Source organism: Mesorhizobium sangaii (genome assembly GCF_014207355.1).
In the GTDB taxonomy this organism is placed as follows: domain Bacteria; phylum Pseudomonadota; class Alphaproteobacteria; order Rhizobiales; family Rhizobiaceae; genus Mesorhizobium; species Mesorhizobium sangaii.
Genome location: NZ_JACHEF010000002.1, coordinates 1,051,371 through 1,070,831, shown reverse-complemented (window position 1 = coordinate 1,070,831; position 19,461 = coordinate 1,051,371). Strand labels below are relative to the sequence as shown.

At 63.6% G+C, this 19,461-nt stretch carries 16 protein-coding genes; 12 read left to right on the top strand and 4 right to left on the bottom strand.

What is annotated here, in order from left to right:
• The first annotated feature begins 97 nt into the window (after positions 1-97).
• Positions 98-1,111, top strand: a complete 1,014-nt coding sequence (locus tag HNQ71_RS14290) for an LLM class flavin-dependent oxidoreductase (protein ID WP_425492203.1) — start codon at positions 98-100, stop codon at positions 1,109-1,111.
• Complete coding sequence (locus HNQ71_RS14285) at positions 1,108-2,379, top strand: LLM class flavin-dependent oxidoreductase (RefSeq protein WP_184873165.1); 1,272 nt, start codon at positions 1,108-1,110, stop codon at positions 2,377-2,379. The genes HNQ71_RS14290 and HNQ71_RS14285 overlap by 4 nt, the downstream gene beginning before the upstream one ends.
• Positions 2,380-2,392: 13 nt before the next feature.
• On the opposite strand, the gene xdhC is transcribed toward HNQ71_RS14285, so the two are convergent.
• The 4 genes from xdhC to uraH form a co-directional block, all read right to left on the bottom strand.
• Positions 2,393-3,283: a xanthine dehydrogenase accessory protein XdhC gene (gene xdhC, locus HNQ71_RS14280; RefSeq protein ID WP_184873164.1), complete on the bottom strand. Its 891-nt coding sequence runs from the start codon at positions 3,281-3,283 to the stop codon at positions 2,393-2,395.
• 62 nt (positions 3,284-3,345) lie between these two features.
• A complete protein-coding gene (gene xdhB / locus HNQ71_RS14275) occupies positions 3,346-5,697 on the bottom strand; it encodes a xanthine dehydrogenase molybdopterin binding subunit (RefSeq protein WP_184873353.1) in 2,352 nt (783 codons plus the stop codon).
• A complete protein-coding gene (xdhA, locus tag HNQ71_RS14270) occupies positions 5,697-7,178 on the bottom strand; it encodes a xanthine dehydrogenase small subunit (RefSeq protein ID WP_184873163.1) in 1,482 nt (493 codons plus the stop codon). The genes xdhB and xdhA overlap by 1 nt, the downstream gene beginning before the upstream one ends.
• A gap of 3 nt (positions 7,179-7,181) precedes the next feature.
• Positions 7,182-7,556, bottom strand: coding sequence for a hydroxyisourate hydrolase (uraH, locus tag HNQ71_RS14265; protein ID WP_184873162.1), 375 nt, complete (start codon positions 7,554-7,556; stop codon positions 7,182-7,184).
• A 203-nt stretch (positions 7,557-7,759) separates the two neighbouring features.
• Here uraH and puuE point away from each other — a divergent pair, with 203 nt between their 5' ends.
• The 10 genes from puuE (at position 7,760) to HNQ71_RS14215 (ending at position 19,455) form a co-directional block, all read left to right on the top strand.
• On the top strand, positions 7,760-9,178 hold the full coding sequence (gene puuE / locus HNQ71_RS14260; RefSeq protein WP_184873161.1) for an allantoinase PuuE: 1,419 nt from the start codon (positions 7,760-7,762) through the stop codon (positions 9,176-9,178).
• A gap of 10 nt (positions 9,179-9,188) precedes the next feature.
• A complete protein-coding gene (locus HNQ71_RS14255; RefSeq protein WP_184873160.1) occupies positions 9,189-10,052 on the top strand; it encodes a bifunctional allantoicase/(S)-ureidoglycine aminohydrolase in 864 nt (287 codons plus the stop codon).
• Positions 10,049-10,552 (top strand): ureidoglycolate lyase, encoded by a 504-nt coding sequence (locus HNQ71_RS14250; protein ID WP_184873159.1) that lies wholly within the window; start codon positions 10,049-10,051, stop codon positions 10,550-10,552. The genes HNQ71_RS14255 and HNQ71_RS14250 overlap by 4 nt, the downstream gene beginning before the upstream one ends.
• Positions 10,552-11,145, top strand: a complete 594-nt coding sequence (locus HNQ71_RS14245; RefSeq protein WP_184873158.1) for a nucleoside deaminase — start codon at positions 10,552-10,554, stop codon at positions 11,143-11,145. Before HNQ71_RS14250 ends, HNQ71_RS14245 begins: the two co-directional genes overlap by 1 nt.
• 82 nt (positions 11,146-11,227) lie before the next feature.
• Complete coding sequence (locus tag HNQ71_RS14240; protein ID WP_184873157.1) at positions 11,228-13,213, top strand: CocE/NonD family hydrolase; 1,986 nt, start codon at positions 11,228-11,230, stop codon at positions 13,211-13,213.
• A 154-nt stretch (positions 13,214-13,367) separates the two neighbouring features.
• Positions 13,368-14,954: an ABC transporter substrate-binding protein gene (locus tag HNQ71_RS14235; RefSeq protein ID WP_184873156.1), complete on the top strand. Its 1,587-nt coding sequence runs from the start codon at positions 13,368-13,370 to the stop codon at positions 14,952-14,954.
• Between the two features lie 16 nt (positions 14,955-14,970).
• Positions 14,971-15,930 carry an ABC transporter permease gene (locus HNQ71_RS14230; RefSeq protein WP_184873155.1) on the top strand — a complete coding sequence of 320 codons (960 nt, stop codon included), beginning with the start codon at positions 14,971-14,973 and terminating at the stop codon, positions 15,928-15,930.
• Positions 15,931-15,939: 9 nt separating this feature from the next.
• A complete protein-coding gene (locus tag HNQ71_RS14225) occupies positions 15,940-16,764 on the top strand; it encodes an ABC transporter permease (protein WP_184873154.1) in 825 nt (274 codons plus the stop codon).
• The gene (locus tag HNQ71_RS14220; protein WP_184873153.1) at positions 16,764-18,419 is read left to right on the top strand and encodes an ABC transporter ATP-binding protein; all 1,656 of its coding nucleotides are present in this window, start codon (positions 16,764-16,766) and stop codon (positions 18,417-18,419) included. Before HNQ71_RS14225 ends, HNQ71_RS14220 begins: the two co-directional genes overlap by 1 nt.
• A gap of 196 nt (positions 18,420-18,615) precedes the next feature.
• A complete protein-coding gene (locus HNQ71_RS14215) occupies positions 18,616-19,455 on the top strand; it encodes an alkaline phosphatase family protein (protein ID WP_184873152.1) in 840 nt (279 codons plus the stop codon).
• Positions 19,456-19,461: the final 6 nt, after the last annotated feature.

Genomic DNA, 19,461 nt, shown 5'->3' with positions numbered 1-19,461 from the left:
CCGGCAAGTGATCGGCCGTTGGACCAGCGCGAGCGGTTGCCATCTCTGGACGTGACGAACATAGTTCCGATGGTATTTCGCCTTGCAGGGACCATCGATGGACAACGGCGCCACAATGCATCTTGCCGTTTCGCCACTTCCGGGAATCGCCGAGCCATCGCCAGCAGCAGAGCCGGACTTCAGCCTTCTGGCGCGGTTTGTGCAAAGGGCCGAGGCGGCCGGTGTGGACTTGGTGATTTTCGCCGATTCCGCGCCGGCTTCCGGCAGCGATGTCGCGACGATGCCCTTCGAAGCGACGACCTTGGTGGCCGCGCTGGCGACGGTAACGAGCAGGATAGGGCTGGTCGCGGCGGCCTCGACTGTTGCCCACCAGCCCTACAATCTGGCGCGCCGTTTTGCGTCGCTCGACATCATCAGCCATGGCCGCGCCGGCTGGAACGCGACCATGGCGCAGGCGCCGCGCGAGGCGGCCAATTTCAGCCGGCCGGAGGGGTTTTCCGGCGACGATTTTCGCCGCCGCAGCGAGGAATATGTCGGCATCGTTCAGGGCTTGTGGCAAGGCTGGGACAAGGACGCGCTCAAGTTCGACAAAATCGGCGGCCGCTTCCACGATCCCGAAAAGATGCACCTGCTCGACCACAAGGGCGAATTCTTTTCGGTGCGCGGGCCGCTGAACGTCGCGCGCTCGCCACAGGACAGGCCGGTATTGGTGCTGTCCGGCCTGTCGGCATCAGACATGGACATTGCCGCACGCACCGCAGATGTCGTCCTGCTGGACGACGAACCGATCGAGAGCGCGAAAACACGCCATGACGATCTGAAGCTCCGCGTTGCTGCCTGCGGGCGCGACCCTGATGCCGTGAAGGTGCTGATGAATGTCTCGCCGGTCATTGATGACAGGCCGGCCGTCACCGCCGACAGGCTCGAAGACCTGTTCCGGTCGAAAAGCTGCGACGGGTTCAACATGCAGATGCCGACGAAGCTTTCGGCACTCGACAGTTTTGTCGATCTGGTTTTGCCGGCGCTGCGGCGGCGCGGCCTGTTTCGAGAAAGCTATCGCGGGACAAATTTGCGCTCGCATCTCGGACTTGCCGGCGGAGGTGACCTATGACTGCCGCTTCCCGCCAGATGAAACTTGGCGCCTTCCTGTGGGCGACAGGCCATCACATCGCCGCCTGGCGCCATCCCAAGGCACATGTGACTGCCGGCATCGACATTGACCATTACATCCAGCTGGCGCGCACCGCGGAGGCCGCGAAGTTCGACATGGTCTTCTGCGAGGATGCCGCCGGCCTGCGCGAAGCCAATGTCGCCATCTCCAGCCAGACCTCGCGCTCGATCGGCTTCGAGCCGATCAGCCTGCTGTCGGCGCTGGCCGTCCAGACCAGCCGTATCGGCCTCGTCTCCACCGCGTCGACGAGCTACAACGAGCCCTACGGGCTGGCACGGACCTTTCTGTCGCTCGACCATTTGAGCGGCGGGCGGGGCGGCTGGAACCTGGTCACCTCGGCCAGTCCCATCGAGGCCGCCAATTTCGGCTCGACGGGCTTGCGGCCGCATGCCGATCGCTACCAGCGGGCGCGTGAGTTTGCCGAGGTGGTCACCGGACTTTGGCGCGGCAAGCCCGGCGGCGCTTCCGGTTCCGGTCATGATAGCCAGAGCTTTTCGGTTCGGGATCCGCTCGACTTGCCGCGTTCGCCGCAGGGCGCACCGGTGCTGGTTCAGGCCGGCGCCTCGGACGTCGGCCGCGACCTTGCAGCCCGCACCGCCGATGTGGTGTTCACCGCGGCACAGACTTTCGAAGAAGCGAAGGCCTTCTATGACGATCTCAAGGGGCGCCTGGCGGCCTATGGGCGCGAGCCCGACGACATCAAGATCATGCCCGGCGTCGCGCCCGTGGTGGCTGAAACCACGACGCAGGCCCAGGAAAAATACGAGGAATTGCAGGAGCTGATCCCCGACGATGTCGGCGTTGCGCTGCTGTCCAGTTACCTCAGCATCGCCGATCTGTGGCGCTATCCGATCGATGGGCCACTGCCCGAGCTACCGCCCAGCGAAGGCATGCAGAGCCGGCAAGCACTGGTCATCGAGCAGTCACGTCGGGACAACCTCTCCATCCGCCAGTTGGCACGGCATTTCGCCGGTGCGCGTGGCCATTGGCGCATCGTCGGAACGGCGGCCCAGGTCGCCGACGAGCTGCAGGCGCGGTTCGAAGGCGGTGCGGCCGACGGCTTCAACGTCATGCCCTCCTATTTCCCCGGCGAACTCGATGCCTTTGCCACGCTGGTCGTGCCGGAACTGCAGAGGCGTGGGCTTTTCCGCAAGGATTATGAAGGCCGCACACTGCGCGACCATCTGGGCTTGAAACGGCCTATGTAGCTGCGACGTGAGCTTAGCCGGCTATGGCCTTGTCATACTGGACCTGACGACCGGCGTTTGACGCTGCGGTGTGAATGACCAGCGCCGTCATGATTTCGGCAGCCGCGAGTGCGGCGATGACGGGCGGGCGCTTGTCCTTGACGGCATCGCCGCCGATCGGCGAGATGAGGCGGGCAAATTCCGATTCGCTGCCATCCGCCGATTTCAGGAACCAGTTCTTGAACGTCGCTTTCTTGGTCTTCGAGCCGATCATGCCGACATAGGCGGTATCGTCGCGCTTCAGCGCTTCGGCGACGATCAGGAAATCAAGCGCGTGGTCGTGCGTTAGGATGGCGAAAGCGGTGCCGGCCGGAGCATCGCGCACCATCGCTTCGGGCATCGGCGTCAACCGCGTCTCGACTGTTTCCGGCATGCCTTCCAGCGCCTCGGCCCGCGTCTCAATGACGACGGCGTGCACAGGGAGAAGGGCGGCCGCGGAGGCCAGCGCCTGGCCGACATGGCCGCCGCCGAAGATATAGACATGGGGCAAGTGCGCCTCTTCGGTCTCCGCCACCGCGACCAACTCGGCTGCCAGCGCGGTATCGACGAGCCGGATCCCCACTTCGACGCGCCCGCCGCAGCATTGGCCGATCTCGGGGCCGAGCGGCACATCCAAGGTCGCGCAGACCTCGTCGACCTCGATGCGGGCATCCCTTGAGGGGGAGAAAAGCATCTGCCGCGCCTTGTCGATGGCCATATACTCGAGCTGGCCGCCACCGATCGTGCCAAAGATCGCCGCCCGCGAGACGAGCATGAAGGCGCCCTTCTCGCGTGGCGTCGAGCCTTTGGTGCCCGCCACTTCGACCAGGGCGACCCGACCGGCGGTACTGAGAAAGGCTTTCAGGCTTTGCACTTTCGAGTTCATTTCTCGCGTTCCCGAATGGGAAATGTAGGCTTTTTCGGCCTGAATTGCACGTCTCGCCGGTTTCAGGCGCCCGCTTTGACCTCGTTCTTCAGCCGCTCGATCGCCATCAGCACGCGTTCCGGCGTTGCCGGCGCATCGAGGCGGGGGCAGATCCTGTGGTCGGCGACGCTGGCCACCGCGTCCGACAGCGCGTGCAGAACCGACATGCCGAGCGGGAACGGCGGTTCGCCAACCGCCTTGGAGCGGTGGATCGTCGGCTCGCTGGCTTCGGGCCAGTCGGCCAGGGTGACGTTGAAGATCTTCGGCCGGTCCGAGGCCAGCGGAATTTTGTAGGTCGACGGCGCGTGCGTGCGCAACCGGCCCTTGCCGTCCCACCACAGTTCCTCGGTCGTCAGCCAGCCCATGCCCTGGATGAAGCCGCCTTCGATCTGACCGATATCGATGGCGCGGTTCAGCGAGCGGCCCGTGTCATGCAATATGTCGGTGCGCTCGACCATGTACTCGCCGGTCAGCGTGTCGACCGAAACTTCCGAGCACGAAGCGCCATAAGCGAAGTAGTAGAACGGGCGGCCCTGGCCCTTGTCACGGTTCCAGTGGATCTTTGGCGTTTTGTAAAAGCCCGCCGCCGAGAGCTGGATGCGGGCCATGTAGGCCTGTTTGACGAGGTCGGCGAAGGCGATCTCCTGGTTGCCTATGCGCACCCGATTGGGCAGGAACAGCACCTGGTCGCGCGGCACCTGATATTTTTCGGCGGCGAAATCGGTCAACCGATCCTTGATCTGGCGAGCGCCATTCTGCGCCGCCATGCCGTTGAGGTCGGAACCGGATGACGCTGCGGTGGCCGAGGTGTTCGGCACCTTGCCGGTCGTCGTCGCGGTGATCTTCACCTGATCGAGATCGATCTGGAACTCCTCCGCCACCACCTGCGCCACCTTGACGTAGAGGCCCTGCCCCATTTCCGTGCCGCCATGGTTCAGATGCACCGAACCATCGGTGTAGACATGCACCAGCGCGCCGGCCTGGTTGTAGTGCGTGGCCGTGAACGAGATGCCGAACTTGACCGGTGTCAGCGCCAGGCCACGCTTGATGAAACGGCTGTTGGCATTGAAGGCCGATATCTCGCGCCGCCGCCGGGCATAGCCGGCGCTTTGCTCCAGCTCGGCGACGATGCGCTGGATGATGTTGTCCTCGACCGTCTGGTGGTAGGGCGTGATATTGCGGTCGCTGGTGCCGTAAAAATTCTTCTTGCGGATTTCGAGCGGATCCTTGCCGACGGCAAAGGCAACCTCGTCGATGACACGCTCGGCGCCGACCATGCCCTGTGGACCGCCGAAACCACGGAAGGCGGTGTTCGACACCGTGTTGGTGTAGAGAGGCGCCGACTGCGCATGCACCGCCGGCCAGAAATAGGTGTTGTCGCAGTGGAACAGCGCGCGATCGGTCACCGGACCTGACAGGTCCGAGGAGAAACCACAGCGCGCCGCGAACATGAAATCGACGCCGAGAATGTTGCCGTCGTCATCGAAGCCGACTTCGTAGTCGACGAGGAAGTCATGCCGCTTGCCGGTGGCGATCATGTCGTCGTCGCGGTCGGGCCGAATTTTCACGGCGCGATGGTGCTTTTTCGCGGCGATGGCGGCCAATGCCGCAAACTGGTTGCCTTGCGTTTCCTTGCCGCCGAAACCGCCGCCCATGCGGCGGATTTCCACCGTGATGGCGTTGCTCGGCACGCCGAGCGCATGGCTGACCATGTGCTGGACTTCGCTCGGATGCTGGGTCGAGGAATAGATGGTGACGTCCTGGTCCTCGCCGGGCACGGCCATGGCGATATGGCCTTCGAGATAGAAATGCTCCTGACCGCCGACGCGCATCTGGCCTTTGAGCCGGCGGGGCGCGGCCTTGATCGCTGCCGCGGCGTCGCCACGCTTCAGGGTCAGTGGCGGCGTGACCAGCCTGTCCTTGCGGGGATCAAGTTCGCCGATGTCGGTGACGAAAGGCAATTCCTTGTATTCGACCTTAGCCAGCCTGGTGGCGCGGCGTGCCTGCTCGCGCGTCTCGGCAATGACGCAGAAGATCGGCTGGCCGTAGAATTGAACCTTGCCGTCGGCCAGCACCGGCTCGTCATGGCGACCTGTCGGCGAAATGTCGTTTTCGCCCGGCACATCCGTGGCCGTCAGCACGTCGACGACCCCTGGGGCGGCGCGCACCGCCGACAAGTCCATGCTGGTGATGGTGGCATGGGTGGCAGCCGAAAGCCCAAGGCAGCCATGCAGCGTGCCGGCCGGTTCCGGCATGTCGTCGATGTAGACAGCGGTGCCGCTGACATGCTTGTGGCCAGAATCGTGCCGCTGGTCGGTGGCGACGCCGCCGGTGATCTTTTCAGCCCTGAGATTGGGGGTGGCGTGCTTGTTCATCATGCCGCCTCATGCCTTGAAACCTGGATCGGCTCCCTGGTGCCGCTGGTCTCGGCGAAGAAGCGCAGCAAAAGATTGCGCGCCGCCAGGGCGCGATACTCGGCCGAGGCCCGCATGTCGGTCAGCGGGGTGAAATCATCCGCATACTTCGCCATCGCAGTCTCAACCGTCTGTTCGGTCCATGGCTTGCCGAGCAGCGCTTTTTCGACAGCCGACGCCCGCTTCGGTATCGCCGCCATGCCGCCATAGGCGATGCGCACATCCGCGACCGTGCCATCCTTGGCCAGGGTCAGGAAGAAGGCGCCGAGGGCAGCAGTGATGTCCTCGTCGCGGCGCTTGGTGATCTTGTGGACGGCGAATTTCGTGCCCTTGGGGGGGACAAGAACGTGTACCGCCTCAACGAATTCGCGAGACTGCCGGTCCTGCTTTCCATAGGCAATGAAGAAGGTTTCCAGCGGGATCGTCCGCCGTTTCTTGCCCTTGCGCAGCGTCAGGCGCGCGCCGAGCGCGATCAGGGGCGGTGGCGTATCGCCGATCGGCGAACCGTTGGCGATGTTGCCGCCGATGGTGCCCATGTTGCGCACCTGTTCGCCACCGATGCGATCGAACAGCGGCCCCATCGCCGGGATGCGCTTGGCGAGGGTCGAGAACGCCTCGGTGTAGGTGACGCCGGCGCCAATGGTGATGACGCCGTTGTCTTCGGCGATGGTGCAAAGCCCGTCGAGATCGCCGATGAAGATCACCGGCGAAATGTCGCGCATGTGCTTGGTCACCCACAGGCCGACATCGGTCGAGCCGGCGACGATGGTGGCGCCGGGTTCCTTGTCCAGCACGGCGGCGAAATCGTCGACGTTGGCCGGCACGACGAGCCGGTCCTTGCCGGCGCCGATCTCGACCCGAGCGCCGTCATGCATGGCCCCGAGCCTTGCCGTGATTGCCCTGCGCTCGACCGCCAGCGGGTCCTTCGCCGCCTTGCCGTAGCTGGAGATCGCGCGGGCCGCGCGCATGATCGCCTCGTAGCCGGTGCAGCGGCACAGATTGCCTTGCAGCGCCTTTTCGATGGCTTCATTCGACGGGTCTGGTGATTTCATCCACAGGGCATAGAGCGACATGACGAAGCCCGGCGTGCAGAAGCCGCACTGCGAGCCATGGAAATCGACCATCGCCTGCTGCACCGGGTGCAACTGGCCCGGCGGGCCGCGCAAATGCTCGACGGTTACGACATGGGTGCCGTCCAGCGAGCCGAGGAAGCGGATGCAGGCGTTTACGCTTTCATAGACCAGCCCACCAGCCGAGAGCTTTCCGACCAGCACGGTGCAGGCGCCGCAATCGCCCTCGGCGCAGCCTTCCTTGGTGCCGCGCAGCGAACGGTCGAGGCGCAGCCAGTCGAGCAGGGTCGCGTCTGGCGCCACCGACGAAAGCGCGACATCCCTGCCATTGAGAATGAAACGTATCTCGTTTCGGATACGGACCTTGGCCATGCCTCAGCTCCCCCTGTAGGTCGAATAGCCGTAGGGCGAGACCAGCAGCGGCACATGATAGTGCACCGGTTCGGCCATGCCGAAACGGATCGGTATCACGTCGAGAAAGGCCGGTTTGGGCAATTTCGTCCCCTGCTTGCGCAAATAGTCGCCTGCGGCAAAGATCAGTTCGTATTCGCCGGTGCGGAACTCGGCGCCGACAAGCAGCGGTGCGTCGCAACGGCCATCGTCATTGGTGACAACGGTCTTCAGATGTGTGCGCGCATCGCCCTCGAGGTGATAGAGCGCGATCGACAATCCCGCCGCCGGCATGCCGGTCGCCGTGTCGAGGACATGGGTCGTCAGACGCCCGCCATCGGCTTTCGACGTTTCTGCCACTGGCCGCCTCCCATTTCCTGTACGTGCGAACTAGCCCGGTACAATCGAACATTGCTGATGAATTGTGCGCCAATTAAAGGCGATGCATAAGTCCCGGTCGAGCGGAGTGCGACAAAAACACTTTCAAAAATTTTCGGGGGAATGCGCGAGCAGCCCTTTCGATATCCTGATCATACATCGGGCGATGCCCGGCGGGAGGGACGATGCGTTACATCAGAGACATGCGCGGCTATGGAGCCAATCCGCCGGATCCGAAATGGCCTGGTGGTGCGCATGTCGCCGTGCAGTTTGTGGTCAACTACGAAGAAGGCGGCGAGAACTGCGTGCTGCATGGCGACAAGGCGTCGGAAGCCTTCCTGTCGGAGATCGTCGGCGCCGCACCCTGGGTGGGCCAGCGCCACTGGAACATGGAATCAATCTACGAATACGGCGCCCGCGCCGGTTTCTGGCGGCTGCTCAGGCTGTTCACCGAGGCCGAAGTGCCGGTGACCTGCTACGGCGTCGCCACCGCGCTCGCCCGTTCGCCCGACCAGGTCGCGGCAATGCAGGAAGCCGACTGGGAGATCGCCTCGCACGGCCTGAGATGGATCGACTATCGCGACCACAGCCCCGAGGACGAGCGCCGGGACCTCGAAGCGGCGATCCGTCTGCACTACGAGGTGACCGGCCAGCGCCCGACCGGCTGGTACACGGGGCGCACATCGGTCAACACGGTGCGGCTGGTGGCTGAGGAAGGCGGCTTCGCCTATGTGTCGGACACCTATGACGACGAGCTGCCCTACTGGTTCGAGCATGAAGGCGGCGCGCAGCTCATCATCCCCTACACGCTCGACGCCAACGACATGCGCTTCGCGACGCCACAAGGCTTCAATTCAGGCGACCAGTTCTTCGCCTATCTGAAGGACAGTTTCGACACGCTCTATGCCGAGGGCAAAGCCGGGCGGCCGCGCATGATGAATATCGGCCTGCATTGCCGCCTCGTCGGGCGCCCGGGCCGGGTGGCGGCGCTGAAGCGCTTCGTCGACTATGTGAAGTCGCACAACAAGGTCTGGCTGGCACGGCGCATCGATATCGCCCACCACTGGCAAGAGAACCATCCCTATCGACCCGCGGCACTCAGGCCATCGAAGATGGAATTCGAGGCGTTCCTCCACACTTTCGGCGGCGTCTTCGAGCATTCGCCCTGGATTGCCGAACGCGCCTACGAGCTGGAGCTGGGCCCGGCGCATGACTCATCCGGCGGCCTGCACAACGCGCTCTGCCGCGTTTTCCGTTCCGCCAGCGAGACAGAGCGGCTTTCAGTGCTCAACGCTCATCCCGACCTTGCCGGCAAACTGGCCAAGGCCAAACGGCTGACGGCGGAATCGACCCGCGAACAGGCCTCGGCCGGCCTCGACGCTCTGACCGATAAGGAACGCGAACTGTTTTCCAAGCTCAATGCCGCCTACGTCACCACCTTCGGCTTTCCTTTCATCATCGCGGTAAAAGGCAAGACCAAGGAGGAGATCCTGGCGGAATTCGAGGCGCGCATCGGCAACAGCCGCGGCGTTGAATTCGAGACCGCCTGCAAACAGGTTGAGCGCATCGCGCTGCTCCGCCTCAAGGACATGCTTCCGCAATAGGTTTAACCTCATGGATACGATCAGGATGCCCGACCGAACCTATTACGCGCCGCATGGCGGCCACCCCGGCCAGAGCGAGCTGCTGACCGGCCGCGCCGTCTTCACCGAAGCCTATGCCGTCATCCCCAGGGGGGTGATGCAGGACATCGTCACCAGCGCCTTGCCGTTCTGGGACAAGACCCGCGTCTGGATATTGTCGCGGCCGCTGTCCGGCTTTGCCGAGACGTTCTCGCAATACATTGTCGAGGTCGCGCCCGGTGGCGGCAGCGAGCGCCCAGAGCCCGACGCCGGCGCCGAAGGCGCCCTGTTCGTGGTCGAAGGCGAGTTGACCGTTCTGCTTGCCGGCAAGAAACATGTGCTGCGACCGGGCGGCTTCGCCTTCCTGCCGCCGGGCAGCGGATGGACGGTTCGCAACGCGGGCAAGGACGACGTCCGTTTTCACTGGATCCGCAAGGCTTACGAGGCGGTCGACGGTCTCGATGCGCCGGAAGCCTTCTTCGCCACTGAACAGAACATCGCGCCAACGCCGATGCCGGGCACCGAGGGCCGCTGGGCGACGACGCGCTTCGTCGACCCGGCCGATTTGCGCCACGACATGCACATGACCATCGTCACGCTCGAGCCCGGCGCGGTCATTCCCTTCGCCGAGACCCATGTCATGGAGCACGGTCTCTATGTGCTGGAAGGCAAAGCGGTCTACCGCCTCAACCAGGACTGGGTCGAGGTCGAGGCCGGCGACTACATGTGGCTGCGCGCCTTCTGCCCGCAGGCCTGCTATGCCGGCGGCCCGGGCAAATTCCGCTATCTACTCTACAAGGACGTCAACCGCCACGCCAAGCTCGGCGGCGCCGGCATTGCAAGGCGGGCGCCGTGACCCGCATCGTCGCGCGGCGGCTGACCCGCGAGAATTTTGCCGCCTTCGGCGACGTCATCGACATGGGCGGCGACAACCACTATCCGATCAATGGCGGCAGGGCCGAGCGCTATCACGATCTTGCCACGGCGCAAGCGACAGGGCCGAACGCCCGCGTGCTGATCTCGATGGTACGCGGCACGCCCTACGAATTGCCGCTGAAGCTGACCATGGTCGAGCGCCATCCCTTCGGCACCCAGGCTTTCATTCCGCTGTCGCCGCGGCCGTTCCTGGTCGTCGTCTGCCACGACGGCGATGGGGGACCGGGTGAACCGCAGGCCTTCATCACCGCGCCCGGACAAGGCATCAACTATTCCCGCAACCTGTGGCACGGCGTGCTGACGCCGCTCGGCGAGGCGCAGGATTTCCTGATCGTCGACCGTGGCGGCGACGGCTCCAACCTGGAAGAGTTCCATTTCTCGCACGCCTACGAGATCCATCTCCCCAACGAGCGCCTGTAATGACCGACATTTCGCTGATCGACCGCCTGCTCGACGTCATCGAGCAGGACATCGTGCCGAAGACGGCGGACGGCGTTGCCCACGGCAACAAGCTGTTCGGCGCCGCGATTCTGCGCAAGGACGACCGTTCGCTGGTGCTGGCCGAGACCAACAACGAGATGGAAAACCCGCTCTGGCATGGCGAGGTGCATTGCCTGAAGCGCTTCTATGAAATGCCGAAGGCCGAGCGCGTGGATACCAAGGAAGCCATCTTCATCGCCACGCACGAACCCTGCTCGCTCTGCCTGTCGGCGATCACATGGACCGGCTTCGACAATTTCTACTATCTGTTCAGCCACGAGGATTCGCGCGACAGCTTCGCCATCCCGCACGATCTGAAGATCCTTAAGGAGGTCTTCACCCTCGATCCCGGCGGCTACAATGCCGAGAATGCCTATTGGAAGAGCTTTTCGATCCGCAGGCTGGTGCGGTCGCTGCCCGAGACCGAACGCCAGCGCCTGGAGACGCGCATCGGCAAGATTTCGGCCCGCTATGACGAATTGTCCGGCGCCTACCAGGCGAGCAAGGGCGACAACGACATTCCGCTGAATTGACGTGGATTGACCAGCCGAATTCGTTGGCTGGCCCACGACGCGGTCCCGTCGGCTCCATCATCTGGCGATCCTGGAGTCCCGCATGAAAACCGTCACCGAATTTCCCCGCAAGGTCGTCGAATATCCAGACATGGGCATCGTCATGCCCGATGGCTGCCGGCTGTCGGCGCGGGTGTGGATGCCGCACGATGCCGGCGACGACCCGGTGCCGGTGATCCTCGAGCACCTGCCCTACCGCAAGCGGGACGGCACCATCTTTCGCGATCAGCTGACGCATCCCTATTTCGCCGGTCACGGCTATGCGTCGATCCGCGTCGACATGCGCGGCAATGGCGATTCCGAAGGGCTGATGGACGACGAATATTCCGAGCAGGAATTGCAGGACGCCTGCGACGTCATCGCCTGGGCGGCATCGCAGCCCTGGTGTAACGGCAATGTCGGCATGATGGGCATATCCTGGGGCGGGTTCAACTGCCTGCAGGTGGCGGCCAAGCAGCCGCCGGCGCTGAAGGCGGTCATCAGCCTGTGTTCGACCGTCGACCGCTATGCCGACGACATCCACTACAAAGGCGGTTGCCTGTTGATCGAGAATTTCGGCTGGGCCTCGACGATGCTGTCCTATTCGTCGCGGCCGCCGGACCCGCTCCTGACCGGCGACAACCGATGGCGCGATCTGTGGCTGACCCGGCTGGAGAACCAGCCCTTCCTGGCACCGCTGTGGCTGAAGCACCAGCATCGCGACGCCTATTGGAAACGCGGCTCGATCTGCGAGGACTATTCCGCCATCCAGGCCGCGGTGCTGTCGATCGGCGGCTGGCATGACGGCTACCGCAACACGATCTCGCACCTCGTCACCAACATCCCGTCTCCGGTGAAGGGCATTGTCGGGCCGTGGATCCACAAATACCCGCACTACGCCGCCCCCAAGCCCGCCATCGGCTTCCTGCAGGAAGCGTTGCGCTGGTGGGATCGCTGGCTGAAAGGCATCGACACCGGCGTCGAGGCCGATCCGGCCTACCGCGCCTATGTCATGGACAGTGTCCGCCCCGCGCGCTGGCATCCCGAGCGGCCCGGCCGCTGGGTGGCGGAGCAGGAATGGCCGTCGTCCACCGTCAATACGCAATCGATCGATCTGATCCCTGATGGCAGCAAGCCCGCTATCGTTGCCTCGCCGCAGAGCTGCGGCCTCGCCGGCGGCGAGTATTTTCCGTTCACCTTCGGCCCCGAATTGCCCGGCGACCAACGCCCCGACGACGCTTTGTCGGTGTGTTTCGACCAGCCGGAGCTGGCTGAGGCGGTCGACATCGTCGGCGCGCCCGAAGTCGAGGTGCGGCTGTCGTCCGACCGCCCGCAGGCAAACATCGCGATCCGGCTGTGCGATGTGCATCCTGACGGCGCCTCGGAACTGATCTCCTATGGCGTGCTCAATCTGACGCATCGCAATTCGCACGAATTCCCCGAAGCGCTGGTGCCGGGCGAAACCGTGTCGGCGCGCGTGGTGCTCGATCAATGCGCCTATCGCGTGCCGGCAGGCCACCATCTGCGCATCGCCGTGTCGAACGCCTATTGGCCGATGATCTGGCCGTCGCCCGAACCGGTCCGGCTGGCCTTGTCGGCGGCGACGCTGGCCTTGCCGCTGCGCCCCTTGGCGACGGGCAACGAAGTGACGTTCGCCGAGCCGGAAGGCGCCACGCCGTGGGCGACCGAGACGATCCGCGCCACCAATTCCGAGCGTCATGTCGATCGCGACGAGAAGACCGGAATTGTGACGCTTTCCATCGTGGATGATTTCGGCGAGGTGCGCGATCTTGCCCACGGCCTCGTCCATGGCAGCATCGCCCGCGAGACCTGGACGATCCATCCGGACGATCCTTTGGCGGCCTCTGGAAAAACGCACTGGACCCAGACCCTGTCGCGAAATGGATGGTCGGTGCGCACCGAAACATTTGCCGAAATGCGATCGGACGCGCAAAACTTCATTGTGAGCGCCAGAATCGAGGCCTACGAGGGCGAAACTCTCGTTTTCGAGCGTAACTTCGAGGAAGGGGTGCCGCGCGTCCTCCTGTGACCACGGATTTCGTTGGTCCAAATGCGACGTACGATTTACGCCACGGCATGTCGCATTCGGTCTTGCTTACCGCTTTCCCTTGCGGTCATTATTCTCCTCACAAGAAACAAGAAAAACGACCGCAGAGTCGAACCAACAGAGTGAGGAACTCAACATGTCGAACGAACTGGAATTTCTTAGCCGGCGAGTCGCTTCCGGCAAATTGAGCCGTCGCGATTTTCTCGGTCGGGCGGCAGCGCTCGGCGTCACCGCGACCTTCGCCAACTCGCTGCTTTCAGGTGCGGCGCGCGCTGCCGGCCCAATCAAGGGCGGCACATTGAAGGCCGGCCTCGTCGGCGGCGAATCCACCAACAGCCTCGATCCGGCGCTTATGATGACGCAGGTGCCGTTCGCCTTCGGCAAGTGCTGGGGCGAAATGATCGTCGAGCTGTCGCCGGAAGGCAAGCTCGAGAACCGCATCGCCGAGGAGATCGGCTCCTCGGACGACGCCAAGGTGTGGACGTTGAAGATCCGCGACGGCGTCGAATTCCACAATGGCAAGACAGTGACCGCGGCAGACGTCGCCGCGACTCTCGAGCGCCATTCGGACGAAAAGTCGAAATCCGGCGCGCTCGGCTACATGAAGGGCATCGAGACTATCAAGGCGAGCGGCAAGGAAGTGGTGCTGACGCTGAAGGAGGCCAACGCCGACCTGCCCTATCTGCTCAGCGACTATCACCTGATCGTGCAGCCGAACGGCGGCAAGGACAAGCCGGATGCCGGCATCTCGGCCGGCCCGTACGTGGTCAAGACCAACGAGCCTGGCGTTCGCCATGGCGGCGAGCGCTTCGCCAATTACTGGCAGGGCGACAAGATGGGCCATGCCGACCAGGTCGAAGTCATCGTCATCAACGATGCGACCGCCCGCACGGCGGCCCTGCAGGGCGGCCAGGTCAACATGATCAACCGCGTCGAGCCGAAGATCGTCGACCTGATCAAGCGCCTGCCGGGCGTCACCATCCGGAACCACGCTGGTCCTGGGCACTACGTGTTCATCATGCATTGCAACACGGCACCGTTCGACAACAACGATCTGCGCATGGCACTCAAGCTGGCCATCGACCGCGAGGAAATGCTGGACAAGATCCTGCGCGGCTACGGCTCGCTCGGCAACGACTTCCCGATCAATTCGTCCTATCCGCTGTTCACCGAGATCGAGCAGCGCAAGTACGATCCCGACAAGGCCAAGTTCCACTACAAGAAGTCGGGTCACGACGGCACCGTGCTGCTGAGGACCTCGGACGTCGCCTTCCCGGGCGCTGTCGATGCCTCGCAGCTGTTCCAGCAGAGCGCGGCCAAGGCCGGCATCAAGATCGAGCTCAAGCGCGAGCCCGGCGACGGCTACTGGAACGAGGTCTGGAACAAGCAGCCCTTCTGCGCTTCCTACTGGGGCGGCCGCTCGACGCAGGACCAGATGTACTCCACCGCCTATCTGTCGACCGCCGACTGGAACGACACACGTTTCAAGCGTCCGGACTTCGACAAGATGGTGCTGGCGGCGCGTGCCGAACTCGACGAGACCAAGCGCAAGCAGATGTACCATGACATGGCTGTCCTGGTGCGCGACGAGGGTGGCCTGATCCTGCCAATGTTCAACCAGTTCATCGATGCGACCGGCGCCAAGGTTGATGGCTGGGTCGATGATCCGCATCAGGAATTGATGAACGGCTACGCCCTGGCGAAGTGCTGGCTCCAGGCCTGAGCCCGGCTTTGCGGATATGTCTTCACCCATCCTGAAGCTAATTGCCCAGCGCGTTGCGCTGGGCATCGTCCTGTTGTTGGCCGTTTCGGTCCTGATCTTCGCCGGCACCCAGATCCTGCCCGGCGACGTCGCGCAAGCCATTCTCGGGCAATCGGCAACACCGGAGTCGCTCGCCAATTTGCGCGAGCAACTCGGCCTGAACGATCCGGCCTATATCAGGTATTTCCGCTGGCTCGGCGGCGTGCTCACCGGCGATCTCGGCACAGCCATGTCGAGCGGCCAGGATATCGCAACGTCGATCAAGGACCGGCTGTGGAACACGCTGTTCCTCGCCTTCTGGGCGGCTATCGTCGCCGTACCACTGGCCATCATCCTTGGCCTGATCGCGGTGCGCTACCGCAATGGCTGGGTCGACAAGCTGATCTCCGGACTGGCGCTGGCCTCGACCTCGTTTCCCGAATTCTTCATCGGCTATGTGCTGGTCTATTTCTTTGCCGTGAAATGGCAGATCTTCCCCGGCATTTCGACCGTCTATGACGGCATGCCGTTCGGCGAGCGCATGCAGGCGATCGCCTTGCCGGCGACGGCGCTGACGCTGGTGGTGCTGGCCCACATGATGCGCATGACGCGCGCGGCGATCCTCAACGTCATGCAGTCAGCTTATGTCGAGACGGCCGAACTGAAAGGTCTTTCGGCGTTCAACGTCATCCGCAGGCACGCCTTCCCCAACGCGATCGCGCCGATCATCAACGTCGTGATGCTCAACCTCGCCTATCTGATCGTCGGCGTCGTCGTGGTCGAGGTGATCTTCGTTTACCCGGGCATGGGGCAGTATCTCGTCGACCACGTCACCAAGCGCGACGTGCCGGTGGTGCAGGCGGTCGGCCTGATCTTCGCCGCCGTCTACATCAGCCTGAACATCATTGCGGACATAGGGGCCATCGTCGCCAATCCGCGCCTCAGACATCCAAAATAGGGGGCGGATATGCTCGATATCAAACGCATCCCCATCCCCGCGCTGATCGGCATCGTGCTGACGGCACTGTTCGTGCTGGCGGCGCTCTTCGCACCCTGGATCGCGCCACACGGCAATGGCGAAATCGTCGGCGACGTCTGGGAACCGATGTCGGCAACGCATTGGCTGGGCACCGACAATCTCGGCCGCGATCTCCTGTCGCGCATGATCTACGGCGCCCGCATCACCCTGTTCATCGCCGTGCTTGCCACGGCGCTGTCATTCTCGCTCGGCGCCATCCTCGGTTTCTCGGCGGCGGTGTTCGGCGGCTGGTTCGATACGCTTTTGTCGCGCCTCGTCGATCTCCTGATGTCGATCCCGACGCTGATCATGGCCCTTGTCGTGCTCTCCGTGCTGCCGACCAACCTGGTGACGCTGATCCTGGTGATGGGCGTTCTGGACTCGACCCGCGTCTATCGCCTGTCACGGGCTGTCGCCGTCGACATCAACGTCATGGACTATGTCGAGGCGGCGAAGCTGCGCGGCGAAGGCAGCGCGTGGATCATTTTCCGCGAGATCCTTCCCAACGCGCTGTCGCCGCTGGTTTCGGAACTCGGCCTGCGCTTCATCTATGCCGTGCTGTTCCTGTCGACGCTGTCGTTCCTCGGCCTTGGCGTTCAGCCGCCGGATGCGGACTGGGGCGGCATGGTCAAGGAAAACAAGGACGGTATCGTCTTCGGCATCGCAGCCGCGCTCATTCCGGCGGCGGCAATCGCCATGCTGGCGATTTCCGTCAACCTGGTTGCGGACTGGGTGCTCAACCGGACGACCAGCCTGAAGGGAGGACGCGGGTGATGGCTGAGAGCAAAGCGAACCCTGGCCTGCTGCTCGACATCCGCAATCTGCGCATCGAGGCCACTGTCTTCCCGCCCGGCGAGCCGCCGAAGAACATCGTGCTGGTGCACGATGTCTCGCTGACCCTGCAGAAAGGCAAGGTGCTTGGCCTGATCGGCGAATCCGGCGCCGGCAAGTCGACCATCGGCCTGTCGTCCATGGGCTATGGCCGCGGTGGTGTGCGCATCACCGGCGGCGAGGTGATCCTCAACGGCCGCGATATCCTCAAGGGCGGCAAGGACGGCTTCCGCAAGCTGCGCGGCCGTGAGGTCTGCTACGTCGCGCAGTCGGCGGCGGCTGCCTTCAACCCGGCGCACAAGCTGATGGACCAGGTGGTGGAAGCCACGCTGCTGCATGGCACGGCGACACGCGCCGAGGCCGAGAAGCGCGCCGTCGCGCTGTTCAAGAAGCTCAGCCTGCCCAACCCCGAAACCATCGGCGAGCGCTTTCCGCACCAGGTCTCGGGCGGCCAGCTGCAGCGCGTGATGACGGCGATGGCGCTTTGCTCCGAGCCGGACCTGATCGTCTTCGACGAGCCGACCACGGCGCTCGACGTGACAACGCAGATCGACGTGCTGGCGGCGATCAAGGACGCCATCCGCGATACGCATGTGGCGGCGCTCTACATCACCCACGATCTTGCCGTCGTCGCCCAGGTCTCGGACGAGATCATGGTGCTGCGGCATGGCCGGCTGGTCGAATGGGGCGGCACGCGCCAGATCATCAAGGAGCCACGCCAAGAATACACCAACGCGCTGGTTTCGGTGCATGAGATCGAGCACGCCGAGCAGAAGCCCGGCACGACGCCGTTCCTGTCGGTGAAGAACGTCACCGCCGCCTATGGCCGCAGCCACATCAAGGTGCTGAAGAACGTCTCGGTCGACATCTATCCGGGCCAGACGCTGGCCGTGGTCGGCGAATCCGGCTCCGGCAAGTCGACGCTGGCGCGCGCCATCACCGGGCTATTGCCGCCCGAGGAAGGAACCGTCACCTTTGACGGGCGCCCGTTGGCAAACCGGCTGGCCGACCGGCCGAAGGAGGATCTGCGCCAGCTGCAGATGATCTACCAGATGGCCGACGTGGCAATGAACCCGCGCCAGACCGTCGGCACCATCATCGGCCGGCCACTCGAATTCTATTTCGGCATACGCGGCCGCGAGCGCGACAAACGCGTCGCCGAACTGCTCGACAAGATCGAAATGGGCAAGGGCTTTTCCGACCGCTATCCGGCTGAGCTTTCCGGTGGCCAGAAGCAGCGCGTCTGCATCGCCCGCTCGCTCGCCGCCAAGCCGAAGCTGATTATCTGCGACGAGGTGACCTCGGCGCTCGATCCGCTGGTGGCGCATGGCATCCTGAAGCTGCTGCTCGAGCTGCAGAAGGAAGAAACCGTCGCCTATCTGTTCATCACCCATGACCTCGCCACGGTGAAGTCGATCGCCGATTCGATCGCCGTGATGTATCGCGGCGAAGTGGTGCGCTATGGGCCGAAGAGCAAGGTGCTGAGCCCACCCTTCGACGACTACACCGACCTTCTGCTGTCGTCGGTCCCCGAGATGGAGATAGGCTGGCTGGAAAAGGCGATCAAGGGACGGCGCATGGCCAGCGCGGGGAATTAGGGCAATTCCAGGAAAAGTGTGAACCGTTTTCCCGGGAAAAGCGCGTAGCGAACAAAGAGATAGAGCGGTTCGGCGTTTCCGTGAAACGATGAACCACTCTCGCCAATCCCGCCTGTTGTTTCATAAGAAGGAACGCCGTGCGCCCCAGCGGTGCACGGCGTTCTGATTTCAACTGGTCAATCGCAGGGAGCCGCCCGTGGCGCTCAAGACAAAACTTTTGCTGATCATCCTCGATGGCGTCCCCTACAGGAACTGGCGCCGGCTGATGGGCAATCTCGAGGGCTGGGTGCAATCGGGCGAGGCAAATGTCTGGAAGATGCGCTCCGTGCTGCCGTCGACCTCCGCCTGCTGCTACGCCTCGATCCACACCGGGGTCTCGCCGCAGGTGCATGGCATCCTGTCCAACGAGAACCGGTTCCGCGTCGAACAACCCGACATCTTCTCCGAAGTCAGCAAGGCCGGTGGCAAAACGGGTGCGGTGACCCATTCCTATTGGTCGGAATTCTTCCGCGCCTATCCCTTCGACCTGGTCGAGGACATGGAATTCGACGAGCCGGGCGGACCGATCACGCATGGCCGGTTCCACACCATGACCGGTTACAATCTTCGCAACCAGATGACGCCGAGCGACGTCGATTTGTTCGCGACGCTGACCATGCTGACCAGGCGCCACGGCATCGATTACGGCATCCTGCACACCTGCACGCTGGACTCGATGGGCCACCGCTTCGGCCATGACTGCCACGAGATGGATCATGCCGTCTATGCGATGGACGGCATGCTGGCCGCCTTCCTGCCACGCTGGATCGAGGCGAGCTACGAGGTCATGGTCACCGCCGACCACGGCCAGACCGATCGCGGCCATCATGGCGGCCATGACGACGAAATGCAGGATTTCGCGCTGTATTATTTCGGCCCCGGCAAAGGCCCGCAGGCCGAGACGCTGCTCGACCAGCTGCAACTGGCGCCGACCATCTTGAGCCGCCTCGGCGTGCCGGTGCCGGCGACAATGAAGGCGAAGTCTTTCCTGGACTGAAGGCGT